The sequence below is a fragment of the Aurantimonas aggregata genome, assembly GCF_010500835.1.
GTDB classification, from domain to species: Bacteria; Pseudomonadota; Alphaproteobacteria; order Rhizobiales; family Rhizobiaceae; genus Aurantimonas; species Aurantimonas aggregata.
The window spans coordinates 1-19,238 of record NZ_JAAAMJ010000012.1 but is presented as its reverse complement, the minus strand read 5'-3'; the positions used below and the strand labels follow the sequence as shown (position 1 = coordinate 19,238).

22 protein-coding genes and 4 pseudogenes are annotated in these 19,238 nt (G+C 62.2%); 12 read left to right on the top strand and 14 right to left on the bottom strand.

What is annotated here, in order from left to right:
• Positions 1–288: 288 nt before the first annotated feature.
• Positions 289–1,590: a PRC-barrel domain-containing protein gene (locus tag GTW51_RS14860; protein ID WP_163044819.1), complete on the bottom strand. Its 1,302-nt coding sequence runs from the start codon at positions 1,588–1,590 to the stop codon at positions 289–291.
• Between the two features lie 447 nt (positions 1,591–2,037).
• On the opposite strand from GTW51_RS14860, the gene GTW51_RS14855 reads away from it, so the two are divergent.
• On the top strand, positions 2,038–2,565 hold the full coding sequence (locus tag GTW51_RS14855) for a hypothetical protein (RefSeq protein WP_163044818.1): 528 nt from the start codon (positions 2,038–2,040) through the stop codon (positions 2,563–2,565).
• A 440-nt stretch (positions 2,566–3,005) separates the two neighbouring features.
• On the opposite strand, the pseudogene GTW51_RS14850 reads toward GTW51_RS14855, so the two are convergent.
• Both GTW51_RS14850 and GTW51_RS14845 read right to left on the bottom strand, forming a co-directional pair.
• Positions 3,006–3,746, bottom strand: a pseudogene (locus tag GTW51_RS14850) (ATP-dependent DNA ligase); the annotation flags it as partial.
• Positions 3,747–3,825: 79 nt separating this feature from the next.
• On the bottom strand, positions 3,826–4,155 hold the full coding sequence (locus tag GTW51_RS14845; protein WP_163044817.1) for a hypothetical protein: 330 nt from the start codon (positions 4,153–4,155) through the stop codon (positions 3,826–3,828).
• Between the two features lie 68 nt (positions 4,156–4,223).
• Here GTW51_RS14845 and GTW51_RS23980 point away from each other — a divergent pair, with 68 nt between their 5' ends.
• From GTW51_RS23980 to GTW51_RS23975, 3 genes and pseudogenes are all read left to right on the top strand, one after another.
• Positions 4,224–4,553, top strand: coding sequence for a WGxxGxxG family protein (locus GTW51_RS23980; RefSeq protein ID WP_246233162.1), 330 nt, complete (start codon positions 4,224–4,226; stop codon positions 4,551–4,553).
• Positions 4,554–4,779: 226 nt separating this feature from the next.
• On the top strand, positions 4,780–5,538 hold the full coding sequence (locus tag GTW51_RS14835; RefSeq protein WP_163044919.1) for a TerC family protein: 759 nt from the start codon (positions 4,780–4,782) through the stop codon (positions 5,536–5,538).
• A gap of 56 nt (positions 5,539–5,594) precedes the next feature.
• A pseudogene (locus tag GTW51_RS23975) lies at positions 5,595–6,057 on the top strand (SOS response-associated peptidase family protein); the annotation flags it as partial.
• A gap of 20 nt (positions 6,058–6,077) precedes the next feature.
• Here GTW51_RS23975 and GTW51_RS14825 read toward each other — a convergent pair.
• From GTW51_RS14825 to GTW51_RS14810, 4 genes and pseudogenes are all read right to left on the bottom strand, one after another.
• Complete coding sequence (locus GTW51_RS14825) at positions 6,078–6,887, bottom strand: M48 family metalloprotease (protein WP_163044815.1); 810 nt, start codon at positions 6,885–6,887, stop codon at positions 6,078–6,080.
• Positions 6,888–7,022: 135 nt separating this feature from the next.
• Positions 7,023–7,193: a hypothetical protein gene (locus GTW51_RS14820; protein ID WP_163044814.1), complete on the bottom strand. Its 171-nt coding sequence runs from the start codon at positions 7,191–7,193 to the stop codon at positions 7,023–7,025.
• Positions 7,194–7,485: 292 nt separating this feature from the next.
• Positions 7,486–7,692 carry a hypothetical protein gene (locus tag GTW51_RS14815; protein ID WP_163044813.1) on the bottom strand — a complete coding sequence of 69 codons (207 nt, stop codon included), beginning with the start codon at positions 7,690–7,692 and terminating at the stop codon, positions 7,486–7,488.
• 167 nt (positions 7,693–7,859) lie between these two features.
• Positions 7,860–9,182: pseudogene (locus GTW51_RS14810) on the bottom strand (ATP-binding protein); the annotation flags it as partial.
• A gap of 18 nt (positions 9,183–9,200) precedes the next feature.
• Between GTW51_RS14810 and GTW51_RS14805 the strand changes: the two are divergent.
• Together GTW51_RS14805 and GTW51_RS14800 are read left to right on the top strand one after the other, a co-directional pair.
• Positions 9,201–10,366 (top strand): IS3 family transposase gene (locus GTW51_RS14805; protein ID WP_163044811.1). Its coding sequence is split into 2 segments (ribosomal slippage): positions 9,201–9,465 and positions 9,465–10,366, totalling 1,167 coding nucleotides; the frame shifts between segments, so codons are not numbered across the junction.
• 55 nt (positions 10,367–10,421) lie between these two features.
• A complete protein-coding gene (locus GTW51_RS14800) occupies positions 10,422–10,598 on the top strand; it encodes a hypothetical protein (RefSeq protein WP_203566104.1) in 177 nt (58 codons plus the stop codon).
• A gap of 322 nt (positions 10,599–10,920) precedes the next feature.
• Here GTW51_RS14800 and GTW51_RS14795 read toward each other — a convergent pair whose 3' ends face one another.
• The 4 genes from GTW51_RS14795 to GTW51_RS14780 all read right to left on the bottom strand — a co-directional run bounded on the left by GTW51_RS14795 (position 10,921) and on the right by GTW51_RS14780 (position 12,963).
• A complete protein-coding gene (locus GTW51_RS14795) occupies positions 10,921–11,289 on the bottom strand; it encodes a MarR family winged helix-turn-helix transcriptional regulator (RefSeq protein WP_246233180.1) in 369 nt (122 codons plus the stop codon).
• A 151-nt stretch (positions 11,290–11,440) separates the two neighbouring features.
• Positions 11,441–11,755 carry a hypothetical protein gene (locus GTW51_RS14790; protein WP_203566103.1) on the bottom strand — a complete coding sequence of 105 codons (315 nt, stop codon included), beginning with the start codon at positions 11,753–11,755 and terminating at the stop codon, positions 11,441–11,443.
• Positions 11,756–11,936: 181 nt separating this feature from the next.
• On the bottom strand, positions 11,937–12,191 hold the full coding sequence (locus GTW51_RS14785; RefSeq protein ID WP_203566102.1) for a hypothetical protein: 255 nt from the start codon (positions 12,189–12,191) through the stop codon (positions 11,937–11,939).
• A 196-nt stretch (positions 12,192–12,387) separates the two neighbouring features.
• Positions 12,388–12,963, bottom strand: a complete 576-nt coding sequence (locus GTW51_RS14780) for an SH3 domain-containing protein (RefSeq protein WP_163044807.1) — start codon at positions 12,961–12,963, stop codon at positions 12,388–12,390.
• 172 nt (positions 12,964–13,135) lie between these two features.
• Here GTW51_RS14780 and GTW51_RS14775 point away from each other — a divergent pair, with 172 nt between their 5' ends.
• Together GTW51_RS14775 and GTW51_RS14770 are read left to right on the top strand one after the other, a co-directional pair.
• Positions 13,136–13,372 carry an acyl carrier protein gene (locus GTW51_RS14775; RefSeq protein WP_163044806.1) on the top strand — a complete coding sequence of 79 codons (237 nt, stop codon included), beginning with the start codon at positions 13,136–13,138 and terminating at the stop codon, positions 13,370–13,372.
• A gap of 94 nt (positions 13,373–13,466) precedes the next feature.
• Positions 13,467–14,102 carry a hypothetical protein gene (locus tag GTW51_RS14770; protein ID WP_163044805.1) on the top strand — a complete coding sequence of 212 codons (636 nt, stop codon included), beginning with the start codon at positions 13,467–13,469 and terminating at the stop codon, positions 14,100–14,102.
• A gap of 316 nt (positions 14,103–14,418) precedes the next feature.
• On the opposite strand, the gene GTW51_RS14765 is transcribed toward GTW51_RS14770, so the two are convergent.
• A complete protein-coding gene (locus GTW51_RS14765; protein WP_163044804.1) occupies positions 14,419–14,958 on the bottom strand; it encodes a hypothetical protein in 540 nt (179 codons plus the stop codon).
• Between the two features lie 228 nt (positions 14,959–15,186).
• On the opposite strand from GTW51_RS14765, the gene GTW51_RS24335 reads away from it, so the two are divergent.
• From GTW51_RS24335 to GTW51_RS14755, 4 genes and pseudogenes are all read left to right on the top strand, one after another.
• Positions 15,187–15,309, top strand: coding sequence for a hypothetical protein (locus tag GTW51_RS24335; protein ID WP_281354610.1), 123 nt, complete (start codon positions 15,187–15,189; stop codon positions 15,307–15,309).
• 4 nt (positions 15,310–15,313) lie between these two features.
• A complete protein-coding gene (locus GTW51_RS23970) occupies positions 15,314–15,892 on the top strand; it encodes a hypothetical protein (RefSeq protein WP_281354609.1) in 579 nt (192 codons plus the stop codon).
• A 10-nt stretch (positions 15,893–15,902) separates the two neighbouring features.
• Positions 15,903–16,160, top strand: a pseudogene (locus tag GTW51_RS23965) (hypothetical protein); the annotation flags it as partial.
• Between the two features lie 600 nt (positions 16,161–16,760).
• The gene (locus tag GTW51_RS14755; protein WP_163044803.1) at positions 16,761–17,150 is read left to right on the top strand and encodes a four-helix bundle copper-binding protein; all 390 of its coding nucleotides are present in this window, start codon (positions 16,761–16,763) and stop codon (positions 17,148–17,150) included.
• Positions 17,151–17,329: 179 nt separating this feature from the next.
• Here the strand turns inward: GTW51_RS14755 and GTW51_RS14750 are convergent, their stop codons facing one another.
• Complete coding sequence (locus GTW51_RS14750; protein ID WP_163044802.1) at positions 17,330–18,103, bottom strand: isocitrate lyase/PEP mutase family protein; 774 nt, start codon at positions 18,101–18,103, stop codon at positions 17,330–17,332.
• Positions 18,100–19,140 (bottom strand): bifunctional transcriptional activator/DNA repair enzyme AdaA, encoded by a 1,041-nt coding sequence (locus GTW51_RS14745; protein ID WP_163044801.1) that lies wholly within the window; start codon positions 19,138–19,140, stop codon positions 18,100–18,102. The genes GTW51_RS14750 and GTW51_RS14745 overlap by 4 nt, the downstream gene beginning before the upstream one ends.
• Between the last annotated feature and the right edge of the window lie 98 nt (positions 19,141–19,238).

Below are 19,238 nucleotides of genomic sequence, written 5' to 3'. Positions count from 1 at the left end.
GCGGGACCGGTCCGAGAGGTCAAATTCCGCGCGCCCGAAAAACTCTCCAAGTGCCCGCAGAAGGCTGTCGTTATTTTCCGACTGGGCCACCGGAAACCAATCGCTACGCGGATTTAGCCAGAGAACACAGGAGAGGCATCTGGCTGTTCGGATTTCATCAGGAAGAGGCTCGCGTCTCAGGTTGTCCTGGAAGGCTAACGGAACAAACGTAAGGATAATCGCCTGCTCGTGGTAGCCTTCGGATGCCAAAGAGGCCGGCCACCATGACCGGCCTCTTGTGGTATCGTGTTAGAGAGTGCCAATCTCGACCTGCTCGTCGGCCGCATATTCCGGGGCCGACGATGCGTCGAACTCCGGCAACGCCTCAATATCTTCGTCGGTCATGCCCCGAAGGAGAAGTTCGTCGCCCCGCATGGACATTGCGTCCAGCGGCAGTGCGACCTCACGCTCGCCAAGACCGAGGAAGCCGCCTTCGGAGAGCACCGCGTAGATGCGCTGGTCAACGAACACCAGACGCTCGACCTCACCCAAGTCCTCGTCGGCGCCGTTGACGACGTTGCGACCAATGATTTCGGATGCGGCGACAGTCGTCGGTTGACCGGCTTCCATCGGCTCTTCGCCGGCGCGAAGGCTGGCGAACTGATCCTGGCCCTGCGCCGGGCCGGTGGCAGCGGCGCCCTCCGTTGCAGCGCCACCCTCAGCGGCGGTAGCGCCTTGAGTTGCAGCGACGCCCTGCGCTGCAGCAGCGTTTCCGTCCATCTTTTCTACCTGGATGTCCGGCTCGCCCGACTGGGTGTACTGAATGTTCGGCTCGCCGGTCTCGGAGAACTCTATCTTCGGCTCTGCCTGCTCGTAGCTGACAGCCGGCTGGCTTTCCTCGATGTTCACCGTAGCGCCGTCAGAATCGCCGCCCTCCTGGGTCACGATCGGCTGGCCCTGCTGAACTTGGATGTTTGCGGAGCCCTGCTCCTCGACATCCACCGTCGGCTCATCGACCGCGATCTGCGGCTGGCCCTGCTCGACAGAGACCTTAGGCTCCGCCTGACTGACCGAGACCTGCGGCTCAGGTGTCGTGACATTGACCTCGGGATCCGGCATGCGGACGATGATCTGCGGCTGCGGCTGATCGATCGTGATCGTCGGACGCGGCATCTCGACGCGAATGGTCGGCTGCTGCTGACGTACGATGATTTCCGGCTGCGCCTGCTGGACCGACACCGTCGGGTCTTCCTGGCTGACGGAAACCTGCGGATCGGCTTGGTCGACGGTGACCGTCGGCTCCGGCTGCGTCACGACGATACGGCCGCCGGTGGCGGTTAGATCGGCGCCTTCATTTTCCTGAAGTGCGCGTTCGGCTTCTGCAAGCCAAGGGGCGCAGACCGTCGCATCGTCCCGCTCGACGACCTGGCGGGCACCGACGACGAACTCTTCATTGAAGAGCTCGGCATTCTCATCGTTCAGGACGCGGAGTCCTTCACAGGCGTCCACGTTGCCAGCGGTCTGTGCGGCATCCTGCGCATTCGCGGCCCCTATCAGTGCGCTCGTCCCGAGCAGCGACGCCGCGATCATGGATGTAAAGCGATAGGACATTTTTCTAATCCCTGCCGTTGTTGATGGTGGTCGGTAAAGAGGCGGTGCGGGAGACGGTTCCAAAGAAAGCCGCTCATGGCTTTGGCGAGGCATGGGCGATCGATCGATCCTCCCTGAGCGCGAGGTGCAGAACGCGCGGTAGTGATTCAGGAGAATTAAGCATTCTCGTCCTTCATCGAACGTGGTGGACCGAAACCGAACTGGCGGCGATCCTCGGCGTCGCTGGAGCTCTTTGGCTAGGCGCTCTCTGGGTCAACGGCCATCACCGCAGAACGCCGGTGGTCCGATGCCTGGCGGCCGGGGCCGGCTGTATGATGTGGTCTTAGATAGCCGTCCTTCTCGTGACGCACGCATGGACGAGTGGCGTCGCATCGACGGGCATTGCCGCGTACGGCGCCCTCGCAGTCTTCGACCTGATGTCCTGCTAGCGGAGCGCGGCGGATGCCTATGACGCCCATGTCCTCGGAAAACTTAAAGACAGCTTGGCGGGACGTGGGAATAACGGTTGAAGGCATCAGCGCACTCGTCGCGGCCCTCGGGGTCATCGTCACCGTGCTCTACGGAATCCACAAAGCATCATCGGGGGCGACCAGGGCGGTGACGCAGGACAGTGGTTCCGACCTGCCGAGCATGGTCACCCGCTATCTCAATATGCTGTCGAACATCGACAAGAACCTCGGCGCCGCAGTCGACATGCTGAAGCGGAATGACGGCTCGCTGGAGCAGGCCGTCGAAGTGGTCAACGCGATCCGCCGCTCGCTCGACGGGACCAACCTCCGCCAGGAGAGCATGGTCGACGAGTTGGAGAAGATCGAGCGGACCATCTCCCGGATTGAGCAAGGGCAGGGCGCTGCTGCCCAGCACGTCGCCGCGATGAAGAGCCACGTTGAAGTGCAGGTGCAGATCCTCGCGCAAATCCGGGAGGAGATCAAAGCTCTCCGCGGCTCGGAGTATCAGCGGCACCGATCGAGCTAGCCTCTCCCCCGTCGTTGATCTGCCGCGCCCGCGCTGCCCTTGATTGGGTGGCGCGGGCTTTTTGCGTTGAAGCCACGCGATCCACGTTCACGATGAACATTTCGACCTGGTGGTCGTTCTCGATCAAAGGGAGGAACATCATGAGCGACTTGCCCAACGATAAAACTGATCCGCTGAAGCCGGGAGATGAAGCAGCCCCGGGGACTCCTGGAAGCGGAGAGAATGTTTGTCCCGCGTGCGCTGGCACCGGCCAAAATCAAGGAGAGCCCTGCTTGCGCTGCTTGGGAACTGGAATTGTACAGGAGGGGGTGGGAGGCGGCTGATTGATACCAACGACGGATCTATGACCCGCTACCTTGCGGTAAGATGAAGACTTCCGCGTGATCCGCCGCGTCACGCAGCCCCTTAAAGGACGCGTGGCGGAGCTTCCGTCGCCCCCGCGACGGCTCATCGCCGATGACCACGAAGCTGTCACTCTGGATGCACTTGATCTTCAGCCAGTCGCCGCGGCGGCCGGTCCGATAGGGCGCCTAGCGTTCTTCGCGATGATCCCTTCCAGTCCGTGCTCGCATGCGGTCCGCAGCAGGTCCGCGCCCTCCTACCTGGACCTCCTCCGATAGCCGGATCGTACCCGTCTCGTCCCGAAGGAGATCCTCGAGCAGATTTCGGCGTTCGACGAGCGCCATCCCTGAGATGTCGTGCTCGTCGAAATAGAGAAGGTCGAAGGCGTAGAAGATGACTTCGGCCCCGGTGATCCGCTTGCCGCCCCGTCCACCGAGCGCCTTCTGTAGCGCAGAGAAGTCCGACCGCCCCTGACTGTCGAGGACAACTGCCTCGCCGTCGAGGATGAAGGAAGGAGCGTCGAGTTCGACCGCCGCCTTCGCGATCGAGGGAAACCGCTGCGTCCAGTCATGACCGCCTCGGGTTAGAATGCGAGCGGCCATGCCGTCTACATGGACCGCCAGGCGGTAGCCGTCCCATTTGATCTCAAAAGCCCAGTCAGGCCCAGCCGGCGGCTTGGCAGCAAGCAGTGCGAGGCACGGATCGATCCGATCCGGCATCGGGTCGAAGGGAAGCTGCGGCTGCTTCGGATCGCGCCCCGTCGGCTTCCTGTCGCGGGCAATGATATCCGGCTCCTGCTGGAGACCGATCGACTTCGGAGGACGGGAACGCTTCGCCATCCCCCCATTGCGCCAGAAACTGCTTAAGAGTTGGCGATACCGAGCCCCGGCCGCTGCTATGCTCTCCTTCCGGCACTGCTTATAGGTCTTTCACCCTTGGGGACGCCGGGGCCGCAACGACGGTCTCTTCAAACGCCTGCGCGGCCTGCACTGCCGCCATTCTGAGCGGCTCGCTTTTGGCGGATTTGTCGTAAAGTCCAGGAGCGCCGAGGGAAGCGGAGAGGTATCGTTCCGTGGCCGTCCGAACCGAAGCGGCGGCTCGGTTTACCTCCGGCCCCTGCTCAACGCATGCCAGCGTGTTGGCGATGAATGCGCTCAGGTTCTTCCGCAGATCCCCTACAGCCGCCGCGTTCCGCCGCTCGAGACGGCTCGTTATGTATTGAGCCGAGTCACGGGCATTCTCGGCCATGCGCTATTCCTCCCAAGATTCATGTTCACGCTGCGTACATACAGATTTTCGCACGCACTTCACGGTACATGCGCGGGAACGATCCCGACTTCCTTGCATTTCAGCTGCCAGTGAACACCGGAGAAAAATCAATGCGACGCAATCCTCTCTATGCCGCAGCACTCGCTGCTGGACTTCTCGCCGCGACCGGCACTGCTGCTCTCGCTCAGGCGACAGCGCCAGATACTGAAACGGTACAGCCAATGACGAACCAGAACGACGACGACGACGGCTTCGATCTGGGGTGGCTGGGGCTAATCGGCCTCCTGGGCCTTGCAGGTCTGGCTGGACGTAAGCGCGACACGCATGTTGAGACGGTGACCCGCCCGGTTGATCCGGCAAACCGCCCGCGCGTCTGACCTCACCTGCCCATCACCGATATTCCAAAGCCGTCGCCCCTTCACCGGGCGGCGGCTTTCTTTGTTGCTGGCGCTACTTTCGTTGGACAGAGTACAGCGACGGCGGACGGCTATTTCTTCAAACGGCACTGGTTCAAAGTAACCACCGCCACCATCTAGCGCCGGCCCGGGCGAAGGTGTCGCAGGCGGGTATCCTCTCGCGTGACCGGAGCCTGACGTGGCCGACATGTTCTCCTTCCTTGCCGATCCCACCGCCTATGTCGCCCTTTCGACGCTGGTGGTCATGGAGATCGTCCTCGGCATCGACAATCTCATCTTCATTTCGATACTCTCCAACAAGCTGCCCGAGGGCCGGCGCCAGAAAGCCCGATGGCTCGGCATTGGCCTCGCATTGATCCTGCGGCTCGGCCTGTTGTCCACGGTCGCATTCATCGTCCAGCTCACCGAGCCGTTGTTCGAGGCCTTCGGTGACGGCTTCTCCTGGCGCGACATCATCCTCATCGCTGGCGGCCTGTTCCTCGTCTGGAAGGCGACCCGCGAGATCCATCACTCGGTGGATCCCGTGGACCACAAGGACACAATGGTCGGAAACGCTGTGTCGATCACCTTCGGTGCGGCAATCTTTCAGATCCTGCTGCTCGATCTGGTGTTCTCGGTGGATTCCATCATCACAGCCGTCGGCATGACCGATGAGATCGGCATCATGGTGATCGCGGTTGTCGCGGCGGTGGCGGTGATGCTGTTGGCGGCCGATCCGCTGGCGCGCTTCATCGAAGCCAACCCGACCATCGTGATGCTGGCGCTGGGCTTCCTGTTGATGATCGGCACGACGCTGATCGCAGACGGCTTCGGCTTCCACGTGCCGAAAGGCTACATCTACGCGGCGATGGCCTTCTCGGCGCTCGTGGAGTTCCTGAACATCCTGGCGCGTCGCAAGCGTCAAAAGGATGCGGCGCTGCACGGCGACGGAGGAACCGTCGCTTAGGCGTCACCCTGCGGCCGTGTCTCGACGCGATCTCGTCTCCGAAGTTTGCGCTCTAGGGCAAGAAGACCGATCCCGGCGCCACCAACATCCGTCGGACCAACAGCCCGCACTGACGGCGCTGGGTTGGGCCTGCCTACCGCTACGTCGTGCCGCTGACGTCGTTCTGCGAGTACGACACCATCGACGGCAAGAAGATGCGAACCTGGTTCGCTCGGGACGAGAGCCAACCCTTGATGGTCTTCGCCGGCATCTGGACGAACTCGGACCAGCGTGGGGAAGGTGAAGGAGGTGGAGGTGAACGCCGACCTCTACGGCTTCCTCACTACGGAGCCGAATGCAGCCGTCGGGCCGATCCACCCAATGGCGATGCCGGTGATCCTGACAGAGCCCGAGGAGATCGAAGCTTGGATGCGGGCAGATTGGGCAGAGGCGTCGGCGCTGCAGCGGCCACTGCCGGACGATGTGCTGCGGATCGTGGCGCGTGGCGAGCGGAAGGACGGGGAGGAGGCGGGGAGTTAGACAGTGCGGCAGCCGTCGGACTAGCTGGACGGCCCGGGTAATGGCGGGCATCCCGCCTGTTCGCGGACGGTCATCGCCTCGGCGAGGTGACTGGACAGCTGCACCATTCTCGTCTCGTTGGCGGGATGCGTCGACAGGATCGCGGGCAAGCCCCGACTAAGCGCGGCCATGCGCTGCCAGACCTCTGGTGCCGCACGGGGATCATAGCAGGCCTGTGCCATCAGGATCATCCCGATCCGGTCGGCCTCGCTCTCGTGCGTCCGCGAGAAGGGCCTGAGAATCCCATACTCCGCCCCCAGTCCGAGTGCGCCAAAGATGGCCGCCTGCGTGGCAGGATCGCCATCTGAGAAGAACAGGGAGGCCGCAAATTGGCCCAGCCGTGTGAACTCCTGCTGCGTTAGGCGCTCCTCCGGATGGCGGGCGATCACGTGTGCGAGTTCGTGTCCGATCACCGCGGCGAGCCCGTCTTCCAGCCCCGTGACCGGCAGCAGCCCGGTCTGGATCCCCAGGTTGCCGTTCGGTAGCGCGAAAGCGTTCGGCGACGGTTCATCCAAGACCGCGACATCCCAATGGTAATCGCGTCCGGCCAATTTGTTCGCATGCGGGGCGAGGCGGGCCACGATGCTCCGGACCGCATCGACCGCAACGCCATCGTCGACGACCGACTCCTGGGCCAGGACCTCATCGAATGCCCGCTCGCCTAGGGACGCAGAGGTTTCGGCGTCAACTCCGATCACGTGCCAGCGGTCGGTGTGCGGGACCGTCTCCCAGCCGGACACTAGCGTCCAGGCCGCGCTCAGGACGGCAAGAGCGAACGAGAAGATGTACACAGCGGACCCATCACGGAGTAAGCGCACAGGGGCGCTGATCGGCATTCATATAGGAGGCTTCGACAAGACAGGTATGGCCCCAGCCATACATCCCCGCTCCGGTCAGCGGTCCAGAAACCGCGGCGCCATGTCCGGCTAATGTCGGTAGCCCGTCTGGCGCTCGATCTCGCGCATGACGCTGTTCCAGTAGCGGCGGCGGTGGCGGGTAACATCATCATCGACCCAGCGCGCATCCTTCTCCGCCGCTCGCCGGCGGTCGCAGGCCTCCGACCAGGCGTCCCTGGTGCCGTGCATTGCCAGGAGCACGGTCACCTCCTGCCGGATTTCGGCGGAGGGTCTGAAGAGGCGGAGGAGCTGCCGGCGGATCATGCGCGAGCCGAGAAAGTGCCGGTGTCTGGGCTGATTGTCATGTCCGCCCGCACGCGGAGGCCGACTGTGGCGGCGACGCCGCCCTGGCGCAGTACCTCAGAACACGCCGAGAATGACCATCACCACAACGCTCAGGATGATGGAGATTATGATGGAGCCCAGGCAGCCGATGCCGTTGGAGAAGAAAAGGAACATCCATCGCACCCGCTGTTAATCGCCGTTCGCCTGCTTAAGAGTCTGCTTGCAGCGTCGTCACGCCGGCAGAATTGCTCTCTTCCCTCAGTGCCGCGGCAACGTCCTCAGAAGACAAGCCCAACACGTGGTGGCGCTCTAATAGCTGCGAAGTGGTGCTCGCGACATCGAGCGGTAGCAGATTTTCACTAGCATCTGAAATGATATCGGCAATGTCGACTGCCACCTCAAGATTGTGCCCCATGTCTATCTTCCCGACGTCGAGGGTGAATTCGCGTGCCGACGCTGAACATGTTGGCCGCCACGGAAAGTGCAGCATCACGGAGAAGGTTCCCCCATCTGGTGATGCGGATCCGCCGGATACTCTAGGCAAGTATGGGCGCTCTAGCTCCAACTGGAGCGGGGGCTCGCCTAATGTACTGATCCTACGGCCTGGGCTACGGCGGCGGCAAGTTTCGCCGCCCGAAACGGCTTGTCGAGCTTCAATAGCCCCTCGTCTGATCCTGGGGGCAGTTCTGCGTAGCCGGTGGTTAGTATCATCGGAGTATCGGGCCACCGGGTCCTGATGGCTTTGGCGAGTTGCGTACCGGTCATGCGCGGCATGGCGTGATCGGTGATGACCAAATCTACAGCTTCTTCGCGCTCAAGTACGTCGAGCGCCTCCGCTCCGGACGTCGCCTCGAACACGCGGTGTCCCATGTCCTCAAGCATCACTACCGTGTTCATCAGCACCAGCGGATCGTCGTCCACGGCGAGAATGGTCAAGCACACTGTGGCCGGCTCTGCAGGCTGCGGCTGAACCGACTCTTCCTGCGGATGGGTCGCTGCCGCGGCGACGGGTAGGTGAATTTCCGCCGTGGTGCCCTTTCCCTTTCGGCTCTTCAGCGTGAGGCCGCCGCCCGACTGCTCCGCAACGCCATAGACCATGGATAAACCAAGGCCAGTTCCCTTGCCGACACCTTTCGTGGTGAAGAAGGGATCCGTCGCCCGTGCAAGCGTTGTCTCGTCCATACCTTCACCAGTGTCGATAATTGCGAGGCAAACGTAGCTCCCGGGGCTCAGCCTACCTTCTTCGCCGGCGGAAACCTCCTTTCGGCGCGCTGAGATCGTGATGGTCCCACCGCCGGGCATGGCATCTCGCGCATTCACCGCGATGTTGAGGAGCGCCAACTCCAGCTGATTGGTGTCTGTCAGCACCGGCGGCAGGATCAGAGGGAACTGCGTCTGGATTTCGATCTCGGCTCCGACCGATCGCTCCAGCAGACCAGCCATGCCGGCTACGAGGACAGGTAACGAGACCGGACTCAACTCCAGGGTCTGGCGGCGGGCAAAGGCCAGCATGCGCTGCGTCAGCGCGGCACCGCGCTCGCCTGCAGCAATAGCGTTGTCGAGCAGGGGCGTGATCCGTCGATCCTCGGGAATCCGCTTGCGCACCATTTCCAGGCTGCCGAGGATCGCCATCAGAAGGTTGTTGAAGTCGTGCGCCATGCCCCCGGTGAGCTGACCGATCGCCTCCATCTTCTGCGACTGGAACAAAGCCTCCCGAGCCCGTTCCAGAGCTTCCTGATGTTCCTTGCGCTCGGTCAGATCACGCGTGACTTTGGCGAATCCGACGAGATTGCCATCCATGTCTCGGATGGGATCGATCACGACATACGCCCAGAAGCGAGAGCCGTCCTTGCGAACGTGATCCTCCCCCATTGAACGGGTCCATCCTGAAGTATGGTTTTGACCATGAAGGAGGACCGCGAGATGGCCCGAAAGAGACACAAGCCGGACGAGATCGTTACGAAGCTTCGGCAGGTTGAAGTCCTGCGCGGACAGGGAGTGGCGATGCCCGATGCCGTTCGCCAGATCGGCGTGTCGGAGCTGACCTTCTACCGCTGGCGCAAGGAGTATGGCGGGATGAGCCGTGACCAGCTCCGCCAGATGAAGGATCTGCAAAAGGAGAACGAGCGGCTGCGCAGGGCGGTAGCCGATCTGACGCTGGACAAGCTGATCCTTTCGGAGGCGTCCCGGGGAAACTTCTAAGCCCCGCGCGTCGCCGCGCCTGCATCGATTACGTCCGCTCGGTTCTGCCGAAGAAGGTCTCCGAACGCCGGGTCTGCCAAGCCCTTGGCCAGCATCGCTCGACGCAGCGGCGCCGGCCCCATGGCCGGGATGACGAGGGGCAACTGACCGAGGACATCGTCGAACTCGCCCGTCGCTATGGTCGCTACGGCTACCGCCGTGTCGCCGCGCTTCTGCGCAGCCAGGCGGGTTGGGTCGTCAACGACAAACGGGTCGAGCGCATCTGGCGGCGCGAGGGGCTGAAGGTTCCCGCCAAGCAACCCAAACGAGGCCGGCTCTGGCTGAACGACGGGTCCTGCATCCGCCTGCGTGCCGAGCGGCCTAATCATGTGTGGTCCTACGATTTCGTCGAGGACCGAACCCATGAAGGGAGAAAGTACCGAATGCTGAACGTGATCGACGAGTTCACCCACGAGGCGCTCGCCATCCGGATCGACCGCAAGCTCGATTCCACCGATGTCGTCGACGTCCTGACGGACCTCTTCATCCTCCACGGGGTGCCGGAGAACATACGGTCCGACAACGGCCCCGAGTTCATCGCCAAAGTCGTGCGGAAATGGATCGCCGACGTCGGGGCGAGGACCGCTTACATCGCGCCCGGAAGCCCCTGGGAGAACGGCTTCGTCGAAAGCTTCAACGCTCGCCTGCGCGACGAGCTTCTGAACGGCGAGGTATTCTACACTCTCGCCGAGGCCAAGATCATCGTCGAGAGCTGGCGGCGCCACTACAACACCGTGCGTCCGCACTCCTCGCTCGGATACAGGCCACCGGCGCCGGAAGTCTTCCTGCCGGCATTCGCCTCAGCGCCCACACCCCGCTCGCTGGCCCAACGGCCGACGATCCACTAACATTCAAACCGGACCCGTCAGTGGGGGCGGATCAGTCATGTTGGGAGATATCGATATGAGCGAAAAGCAACCCAAATCCCCAGGCGGCTGGGATGCAAAGATTAATGGCGAAGGCGCAACCAAGGACGCGGCCGGCAAGGCAATGGGCTATGAGGACGCTGACGCGCAGAAGCGGGAAGATCGCGTGGCGCGTGAGAAACGCGAAAAGCCAGGCTCCGGTTCAAACGAGTAGCAGAGTTTCGCTCTCGCCGGCGTTGTGAGTTTTACCTTGGCCCGATAAGCTTCATCTTGCCCCGCCGGAAACGGTACGAGGCAGGAGCGCACACGGCCCCACCAGCCCGCGCGCTTGGCGCCCTGCCTCACCTCTGCGCGGCAGGGCGCGCTTCAGCGCCTACCACCGCTACTCCACCCGTTTTGCAGCGTCCGTTTCATGCCGAGAGCCGGACTGACGCTCGATCTCACGCATGACGCGGCACAAACCGGATGTCTCACGTAGGATACGAAAGCCGGCGCTGTCCGAAGGTAACCCGGCGGTCCCTCACCGTCAGCCGAACTTAACGAAACCGCCGAAGCCGGGTGCTCAGGATCTCCTCGATTCGCCCGAGATCCTGTTCCGCACCATCTCGGCTCGGCATCTCCTGGAACTCGTTCTCTACCCGTTGCCACACCTCACGGATGCGGCACTGCATCTCCGTGCCTGCGGGAGTAATGCGGACGACAGTGCGACGAGCATCCCTTGCGTCTTCTACCCGCTCCACCAATCCGGAAAGGGCGAGGCGGGTCAGCATCCTGGAAACCGTGGATGGTCGGACGCGCAGGGTATCCGAGAGGGCCGAAACCCGCGTCGGTTCGTCGGGGTTGAGCGTTAAAAGCAGTTCGTCCTGCCCGGGATGAAGGCCGATTTCACCCAGTCTCATGCCCATCAACAACCGTATCGATCTGCTGATTGACATGAGCGTGGGCAGAAGCCCGATTGCCGATCGTGGCTTGGTACAAGGTGCTTGTTTCACGCTGGCTCCTGGGACCTGAAAGGCTGCGGATTGCCTCCAGTGGTAGCATAGTCTATCGCGTCGCCTACTCTACTTGATGGCAATACCTTGTCTGGCGCTCAATCTCACCGATCACGCTGTTCCAGTAGCGGACGCGACGCTTTAGCTCAGCAGGTTCCAGCCAGCCGACGTTCTCTTGAGCGTCCCGCCGACGCTCCTGCGCCATCAGCCATGCGCCTTCCGGACCATGTAGGGTGACAAGCGCTGTGACCTCCTGCCGGATCTCGTCGGAGGGGCTGAAGAAATGGCGAAGGCTCATGACTGAACGAACGGCGTGCCGGTGCCCTGCTTGATGGTCGAGTTCGCCCTTAGGCGCATGCTGACGTTCCGGCTCCCGCATCGGGCACATCGCACCGGCGCCTTCCAGCGGACATAGGTTTGATCGCGGCCCCACGTTCCAATCGCGCGGGAGAGGGTTAGGTCAAGATCTCGATGGCAGTCGTCGCACGCCCAGGCGATGCCCATGCCCGCGTCGGCCAGATCGCCGAGGGTAGAGATGGTGATGGAGCGGAGCACAGGCTTTAATCCCCCGCGACCTCCGCAGGCACCTCGCCGTGCCGCACGAGGATGATCGGCTCTTCCAGGACTTCGCCGGTCTCGACGTCGACTGTCTGCTCGACCGCCACCACGCCGACGAAATTGCCCAGCCGCTCGCCATCGCGGTCTGCCCGAAGCTTGGCCTCGGCTGCCGTCTTGAACTGCATGGTCTGCCCGTTCATCAGCCGGCGGCCCTGTTTCACGAGTTGCTGTACGACGTAGAGCTTCCTAGCGGACATCGATCATTCCTTCGGCCGGGTCGGTGCGCCCAGGAGCAAGGTCGCCAGTACCATGGGGATCTTGGCCGCTCTCGGTTCACCAAATCCATCTACGCCGCGTCAGCATATCCGCGCCACGAGCAGATGGCCCGATGGTGCGCACCTACGGGATCGGCGGCTGTGGCGTGGGCCGTCGTGAGGGGCGCAGTTCTTAGCTTCACATGAACGGCAACCAAGGCCAATTGCCCGAGAGGCTGACCTTTTCTCCCGGATAGACTCCCCACAGCTTGCTCTGATCAAGGTAGCCCGCGAGGGCCGGCTTCCCAATCTCGACCTGGCACCATTGCCCGTCGCACTGGAAATCGCGAAGCAGGACACCGCTGGCAAGCTTGGCAATAACGTGGCCATCGACACTACGACGGGACCTCAGACGCGCGTGGCCGTCAATCCACGGCGCGACCTCGGCGGTTCGCTCGCCGGACAGGAGAGCGTCGTGGATCCAGCCACTCTCTCCATCGCTGCCTCGGATGCGCCGCCAGTTCCCGAACTCCTGAAACACCTCGAGCGGTATTCCGGTGCGGACATAGGTCCAGACGATCCCGTGCGACACACCCGGGCCACGACGCACGTTCGCAGTATCCGCGTCGAGGGAAACGAAACGAGGAAGCGCGACTGCTGAGTTCGCCTCCGCGCCCTGAAGCGTTCCTTGCAGGAGGCTCGCGAGACAAATCGCTCCGACAAGGATCCGGATCATCTGGCGCCGCGATGATCCAAGGAGAAGATTGTTCAGCATGGTGATTCCTACGGCCCGCATCCCTATGCCCTCCTAACGGCAGAGCATTCCCGGCCCGTTGCGTGAGGAGCGTGTTTGGTTGGACGGAGATCTGACTGCTGGACGTCGCAAGCCTCAATTTCGCGATACAAGCCTTCTACGGAACGCTCCTTCAGAAGCCTGCGAGGAAATTATGAGCGACACCGAAGAACGAGTAAAAGCCATTGTTGCCGAACATCTCGGTCTGGACCCAACAAAAGTAGAGTCCAACAGCGAAATCAGCGATGACCTGGGCGCCGACAGCCTTGAGGTCGTTGAGTTAGTCATGAGGTTCGAAGAAGAGTTCGGAATCGATATTCCCGATGACGAAGCGGAAAAGATAGTCACTGTCGATCATGCCGTGAAATTCCTCGACTCCAGACGATCTTGATGCGCCCGCCGGCCGCCGGACGATATCCCGCGCGAAGGTCTCGAACGGCTGCTCCGTCCGGCCCTTCTCTCCCAGCTCAGGTGGAGAACAACCAGTGATCGATTGGATCAAGGCCAACTATGAATTGATCAGTATCGCTATCAACGGGGCGATGCTGCTCGTTTGGATCGGCTACCTTCAGATATTCGTCCGAAGTTTTCTCCGGCAGACCCGCCCGAAGATCCTGATTAACCGCGGCGGCGGCGCAACTCTCGAGGCTCCATGCCTCGTTAGCAACATGAGCAGCGACGTCATCTATGTGGAGAGCATAATCATCCGCCTCCAGACCGCCGACAACGACTGGACCTGTCCGGTCACCGAACTGGATGGGATCGAGGAGTGGGAAGAACCGTCGGACTTGAACCTACGGACGCGACAGGGCCCTCTGGATGCCGGCAAGGTCAGGAACATGGGGACGTTCCGGACAATCATTGAGCATGCACTACGGGCGGGCTCTCAGACTCCCGAACTGGGGACCGATCATTGGGAGCGACTGAAGCGCTTCGATGTCCGAGTAATCGCCACCTACGGTTCCGAAGACCTCCCCGTTGGAGCGAACCGCTGGTTTAAGCTGACTTGGGAAGGAGGAAAAGCGACCATGCGCCCCGAGACCGCCGGCACCCTGCAAATCCGCTCCCACCGTGAGCGCCGAAAGATATCGAAGATCCTGGACGCGGAGGTTCAGGACTGACGGAGATGGAGGAAGGTCGACGAATGGATGCGGGCGGAATGGGCCGAGGTGTGCTCGACGTGGCCGGTGCCAATGTCCGGCATAAGACGATCGGGCAGCAATTATGCGGCGTCCACCGCTGCATGCACGAGCCTAAAGCAATTCTTGCCGTCCAGACGGTAGGTTTGGGCAGGCGGCGGCGAGCGTACACAGCCCACAGCCGGCTCATTGAGCCCACGGGCGGCTAATCCCGAGGAGGACGCCCGTGCATGACACTTCCCGATAGCGCACAGAGAGAACCTCTCCCCCGCACTGCTGCAATTTGACCCCGCAGACCTCACTGTGCCGTTGTGGGGCTGTGGCCCGATCTGCTTTCGCCAATATTGGGCTTGCGTCGCCAGAATTCACACTCAGGCCAGCGCGGCCCCGATGGGCTGATCTTCATTTCCGTTCCTGCGATTTCCAACTTCGCCGTGCCGCCGCCTCTGCGGGCAGCTTCCTCGAAGCCTCGCGAAACCGCCGCCACCGCTACCTGCAGCTCCGTTCCGGCCAGCCCTGACAGTGCCCCGGCGCAAGCAGCTTGATACTCGGATCGCACTTGTGTCGTGGGGATCACTTCGAGGTTCCAGCCACGGGCGCGCAACCGGGCGCCATCAACCACCGCGTTACAGCGCAGCGAACTGGGGCACTCGACGACACTGAGATCCTCAGACCCCTCCGGCGAAAGTTCCGCAATTCCAAGGACTGCATCCTCGATGTTGGACCGAACAGTTGACTGAGTTTCGGCATGTGCGGCCTGTGGCAGAACACCGGCGAAAAGGCCGATCAAGACCGCCCGGGCCGGGCATTTGACAATCCGCGAGATTAGGCCGGACATGGTACTGTCAGGCCAATGAGACGAGGTTTCATGTTCGCTCTTTCTCTTGCTTAGGTTGCGCATCCGGCAAACGAAAACGCGATCACATTGCCCCTGTTAGTGGCTCCACTGCAAGACTCTAGGGCAAAGGAGCTCAATTCCCTAACTCTGCCAGGATCACGTCTCAGGAATGGGACGGTCCAATGAGCGACTACCCACTGCTATCCAACACTCACTAGGAAGCGATGCATGAAGAACCGCGATTGCCAGCGGCTGGAGCGCTATGACGCCTCCACGTCGAGCTACACGATCATGCAGATCACCGACGAAGATCGCCAATCCCAGGTCACGCTTGAGGACGGCGAGACGTAACTTCATGGCGCGGCTGCGCTACGACCGAGTGCCTCGCCGCGTCGATGCCGCCGAGGCGGTTCGCTATAGCTTTGAGCACATCCCGGACGACGAGGGCGGGGAGGTGCATGTCTACTCCAAGTTCGGAGAGGTCGACATCGACACCTTCCGTGGCGGCGAGTTCTCCGAGCTGCTGAAGGGGGAACGCCACATGCTCGTCTTCGATGATCGCACGGGAATTGTCGGCGAGCTGCGCGGCCCCGACCATATGATCATCCCGCGCCAGATGCTGATGACCGGCTCCGGTGACGAAGCCCAGAAGGGCTTCAAGTGCGAGTGGGCAACGCTCTACGGCGACGAGCTCGTCGTCGGTTCCCACGGAAAGGTTCGCCGCGAGGAATGGATCAAACGAATCGGGCCGCAGGGCTACACCGTCCGAAGCGAGGACTGGAGCGAAGCTTACCGCCGTATGCGCGAGGCATGCGGCGTCGGCGAGAGGGGCTACGTCATCCACGAGGCGGCGGAGTGGCACTCCCTATCGCGAGCGCTGGTACTTCTTTCCTCGGAAAGTCTCCACAGAAGCCTTCCACGAGTCGACCGATGAGCGCGAGAGGGGCAACAATCTGCTGATCGAGGCGGACGCGACTTTCTCGCACATCGAGGTCTGCCCGGTCGGAGCGCGGACACCCGAACGTGGGCCATCGTCGATCAAGCTGGTGCCGGGCCACCCGGACGAATTTATCTACATGAAGTCGGTGGAACTCGGAGGACTAACCGAGAGCTGGATTGGCGCCGCGGACGTCGCCGGCAACGTGTTGGCAGACGAGGAAAAGCTGGGTGACTTCAAGTGCGAGGGGATCGAGTTCGCCTGAAGAGGGCGTGACGCAGGCTCGGACGGTTACTTCTCGTCTCCCCCATCCTCCAGGCCCGGACACTCGCTGAAGCTCTCCGCCCACGGCTTCGGCTTCCTCTGACGAGCAAAACCATCGCTCACCAGAACTCTCGTTGTTCTGGGTCCGCCCGTAGTGTTCCTGGCTAAGGACGTGGAAGATCTGCCCATTGCGGCAGATTCTGCCTTTGATTGGGCCATTCGAAGACGGGCCTACGTGGGGAATAGTGGCTGACACGCGCGCCACGATGGCGCGCTCGCCTATTCGTCCTGACCCCTCTCAAGCTGGCGTGCCTGGTCGGCCAGACGCTGCCAATTCTTACGGGATTCCTCATGCCGCTGTTGCTGGCCCTCTGTCACCGCTTCCGAAGCGTCGATCTCGGCCGCGTCCGCCCTGGCTTGGCATACGGTGCTGCTGATCACCCTGCCTCGACCCGAACTCCCCATCAGTTCGATCTCCCGGATCTGACCATGTTGCATCCTTGAGCGAGGGCTCGACGGCTATTCGGATCAAAATCGGCCACTGCCCGTTGCCCAGTGTGTCCCCACTGCGAGTGGGCATCCGAAGCAACGGAGTTTCCACGTGTCTATTGAGAAAATGATCCACCTCCACCCTGACGTAGGTCAGGATTTGAACGAGGCCCTGGCGACGGCGGCCCGCCATTCCATGCTTTGTTCGCTGTTCTGCACGTCGTGTGCAGACGCCTGCCTGGCCGAAGAAATGGACATGCGCCAGTGCGTTCGCACCTGTATGGATTGCGCGGATATCTGCAGCGCCACGGCCCATCTTGCCGTGCGCCGGACAGGGCAGAATGTCGAACTGCTTCGGGCGCAGCTTGAGATTTGCATCAAAGCTTGCGAAACCTGCGCGGCCGAATGCGGGAAGCACGATCACGAGCATTGCAAGCTGTGCGCCACCATGTGCCGCGAATGCGCTGATGATTGCCGCAAGGCACTTGCGACCGTTCACTAAGTCGGTGGCCTCGTCTCGTTGTGTTGGCAATCGGGACGAGGTTGATGGCTACCTGTCGAGATCTTGGGTCCTCAACCAGACCGAGCGGCAGCTTACGACCCGAGGCAGACATTGCCACTTTCCCAGCCGATGACCCAAAACGAGCGGAAAGGCGACACTCGGTCAAGGGTCTTTGGCCTTCATGCGGCCAGAGCGGCAGCCCTTGCGCGGCGCTCTAAATCAGCCGTCATTGTGAAGAAGGGAGCAGGCCCGAGGCTTATCCTGGAGACGCCGAGCTTCACGAACTCGCGAATTCGGACCGGATCGTCCGGCGCCATCACGTTTATCGGCAAGCTCGCTCGTTCGCAGAGCTTTCGAACGAGCACTATGTCGGCCAGCCCAGGAACGAAGAACCCGTCCGCTCCCGCTTTGGCATAAGCCTTCTCACGCAGCAACGCTTCGTCCAGCAGGGCGGCGTGGTCGATGCTTGCCTCCGCCTTCAGGAACACGTCGGTGCGGGCATTGATGAAAGCGGGCACCCCGGCATCGTCGGCGGCCTTCCGAACCGCTTCCAGTCGCTCGACCTGCTCGCGAACGGAATAGAGTCCTAAACCGTTTACGACCTGATCCTCGAGGTTCAGACCGACGACGTTGAGTTGGAGTAGTCGCCGGACGTTTTCCGTGACCAAGGCGGGTTCAACGGCATAGCCGCCCTCGAAGTCCACGGTGACGGGCACGTTCACATTGCGCACAACTCGCCTCACCACCGCCAGCACGTCGTCCAACGGCATCTCCTCGCCGTCGCCATAGCCCTGTGCTGCCGCGACAGACCAACTCCCGGTAGCGATCGCCTTCGCTCCAGAACGCGCAACCACCGCCGCGCTGCCGGCATCCCAGATGTTGTAAAGGACGATCGGCTCGCCTCGGACGTGGAGGCGTCGGAATGCGAGCGCCTTTGCAGTGATGGAGGTCAACGGGTGGTCTCCTGATTCAGTATCTTAAGTTCGCGCTCGATCTCGATCAGGCGCTGTTTGCGCCATAGACCGCCGCCGTAACCGGTCAGCGCACCGTCCGACCCGATCACCCGGTGGCACGGGATTACGAGCGCGATCTGATTGGCGCCGTTCGCCCGCGCCACAGCTCGTGTGGCGCTCGGGCGCCCGATCCGGCGGGCAATGTCGCCGTAGGATCGCGTCTCACCAGCCGGGATCTCGCGCAAGGCGTCCCAGACCTGCTGGGTGAAGGCGCTGGCCGCTAGAGCCAACGGCGTCTCGAACCGATCGGACCGGGCCGCGAAGTAGGCCGCAAGCTCGGATGCCACCTGTTCGGCGGGCGCCGTCGCACCGATCCCGATCGAGCCTTGCGTTCCCGCCTGCAAGCGTTTGAGTTCCGCTGGCAAACCCTTGCGGTCCACGAACTCCAGAAGGTGGAGATGCTGACGGCTGCCGATTGCAATCATATCGCCCAGCGGCGTCGGGATCCATGTGGCTTTCAGATGCCTATCCATCCGCAGGTCTCCCGGCGCGCATCCCAGGAGCCGGGCGAACGCGGCGCGGAAGGCGCTGGGAGACTCGAAACTCGCCTCCTGTTGGGCCGTGATAACCTTTCCGCCGCCAGCCAGCATCTGGAAGCCCTCACGAAGGCGCCGCTGGCGCGCCATCTCGAGGAAGGTCATGCCGAACTGGCGTTTGAAGCTGCGGCGCACCGTGGTCGAGTCATACCCGAGCCGCTCCAAGTGTTGCTCGGACCAACGCAGGTCGGGCCGCTCGTCCAACGCGTGCAGAAGGGCGCCGATCATCGGATCAGACAAGGCAGCAGCCTGCATGGGATGGCACCTCTTGCAGGCTCGATAGCCGGCCTCGACGCATTCCCCGATCGTCGGGAAGAAGGTGCAGTTCTCTGCCTTCGGCTTACGGGCCGGACAGGTCAGGCGACAGAAGACGCCTGTCGAGGACACACAGACGAAGGCCTGCCCGTCGTAGTGAACCGCACCGGGTTTCCCGGAGGCCATTTGGTTTGAGTCCTACGCGGCGATGGGCATGGCCTCAAGCTGCGCGTAGTAGGCGGCTTCCGCTTCTGCGGGCGGGATGTTTCCGATCGGCTCGAGAA

Coding starts and splice junctions, on each gene's coding strand:
- GTW51_RS14860 (WP_163044819.1), bottom strand. CDS start 1,590: ATGTCCTATCGCTTTACATCCATGATCGCGGCGTCGCTGCTCGGGACG.
- GTW51_RS14855 (WP_163044818.1), top strand. CDS start 2,038: ATGACGCCCATGTCCTCGGAAAACTTAAAGACAGCTTGGCGGGACGTG.
- GTW51_RS14845 (WP_163044817.1), bottom strand. CDS start 4,155: ATGGCCGAGAATGCCCGTGACTCGGCTCAATACATAACGAGCCGTCTC.
- GTW51_RS23980 (WP_246233162.1), top strand. CDS start 4,224: ATGCGCGGGAACGATCCCGACTTCCTTGCATTTCAGCTGCCAGTGAAC.
- GTW51_RS14835 (WP_163044919.1), top strand. CDS start 4,780: ATGTTCTCCTTCCTTGCCGATCCCACCGCCTATGTCGCCCTTTCGACG.
- GTW51_RS14815 (WP_163044813.1), bottom strand. CDS start 7,692: ATGGGGCACAATCTTGAGGTGGCAGTCGACATTGCCGATATCATTTCA.
- GTW51_RS14800 (WP_203566104.1), top strand. CDS start 10,422: ATGAGCGAAAAGCAACCCAAATCCCCAGGCGGCTGGGATGCAAAGATT.
- GTW51_RS14795 (WP_246233180.1), bottom strand. CDS start 11,289: ATGGGCATGAGACTGGGTGAAATCGGCCTTCATCCCGGGCAGGACGAA.
- GTW51_RS14790 (WP_203566103.1), bottom strand. CDS start 11,755: ATGCGGGAGCCGGAACGTCAGCATGCGCCTAAGGGCGAACTCGACCAT.
- GTW51_RS14785 (WP_203566102.1), bottom strand. CDS start 12,191: ATGTCCGCTAGGAAGCTCTACGTCGTACAGCAACTCGTGAAACAGGGC.
- GTW51_RS14780 (WP_163044807.1), bottom strand. CDS start 12,963: ATGCTGAACAATCTTCTCCTTGGATCATCGCGGCGCCAGATGATCCGG.
- GTW51_RS14775 (WP_163044806.1), top strand. CDS start 13,136: ATGAGCGACACCGAAGAACGAGTAAAAGCCATTGTTGCCGAACATCTC.
- GTW51_RS14765 (WP_163044804.1), bottom strand. CDS start 14,958: ATGTCCGGCCTAATCTCGCGGATTGTCAAATGCCCGGCCCGGGCGGTC.
- GTW51_RS24335 (WP_281354610.1), top strand. CDS start 15,187: ATGAAGAACCGCGATTGCCAGCGGCTGGAGCGCTATGACGCCTCCACG.
- GTW51_RS23970 (WP_281354609.1), top strand. CDS start 15,314: ATGGCGCGGCTGCGCTACGACCGAGTGCCTCGCCGCGTCGATGCCGCC.
- GTW51_RS14745 (WP_163044801.1), bottom strand. CDS start 19,140: ATGGCCTCCGGGAAACCCGGTGCGGTTCACTACGACGGGCAGGCCTTC.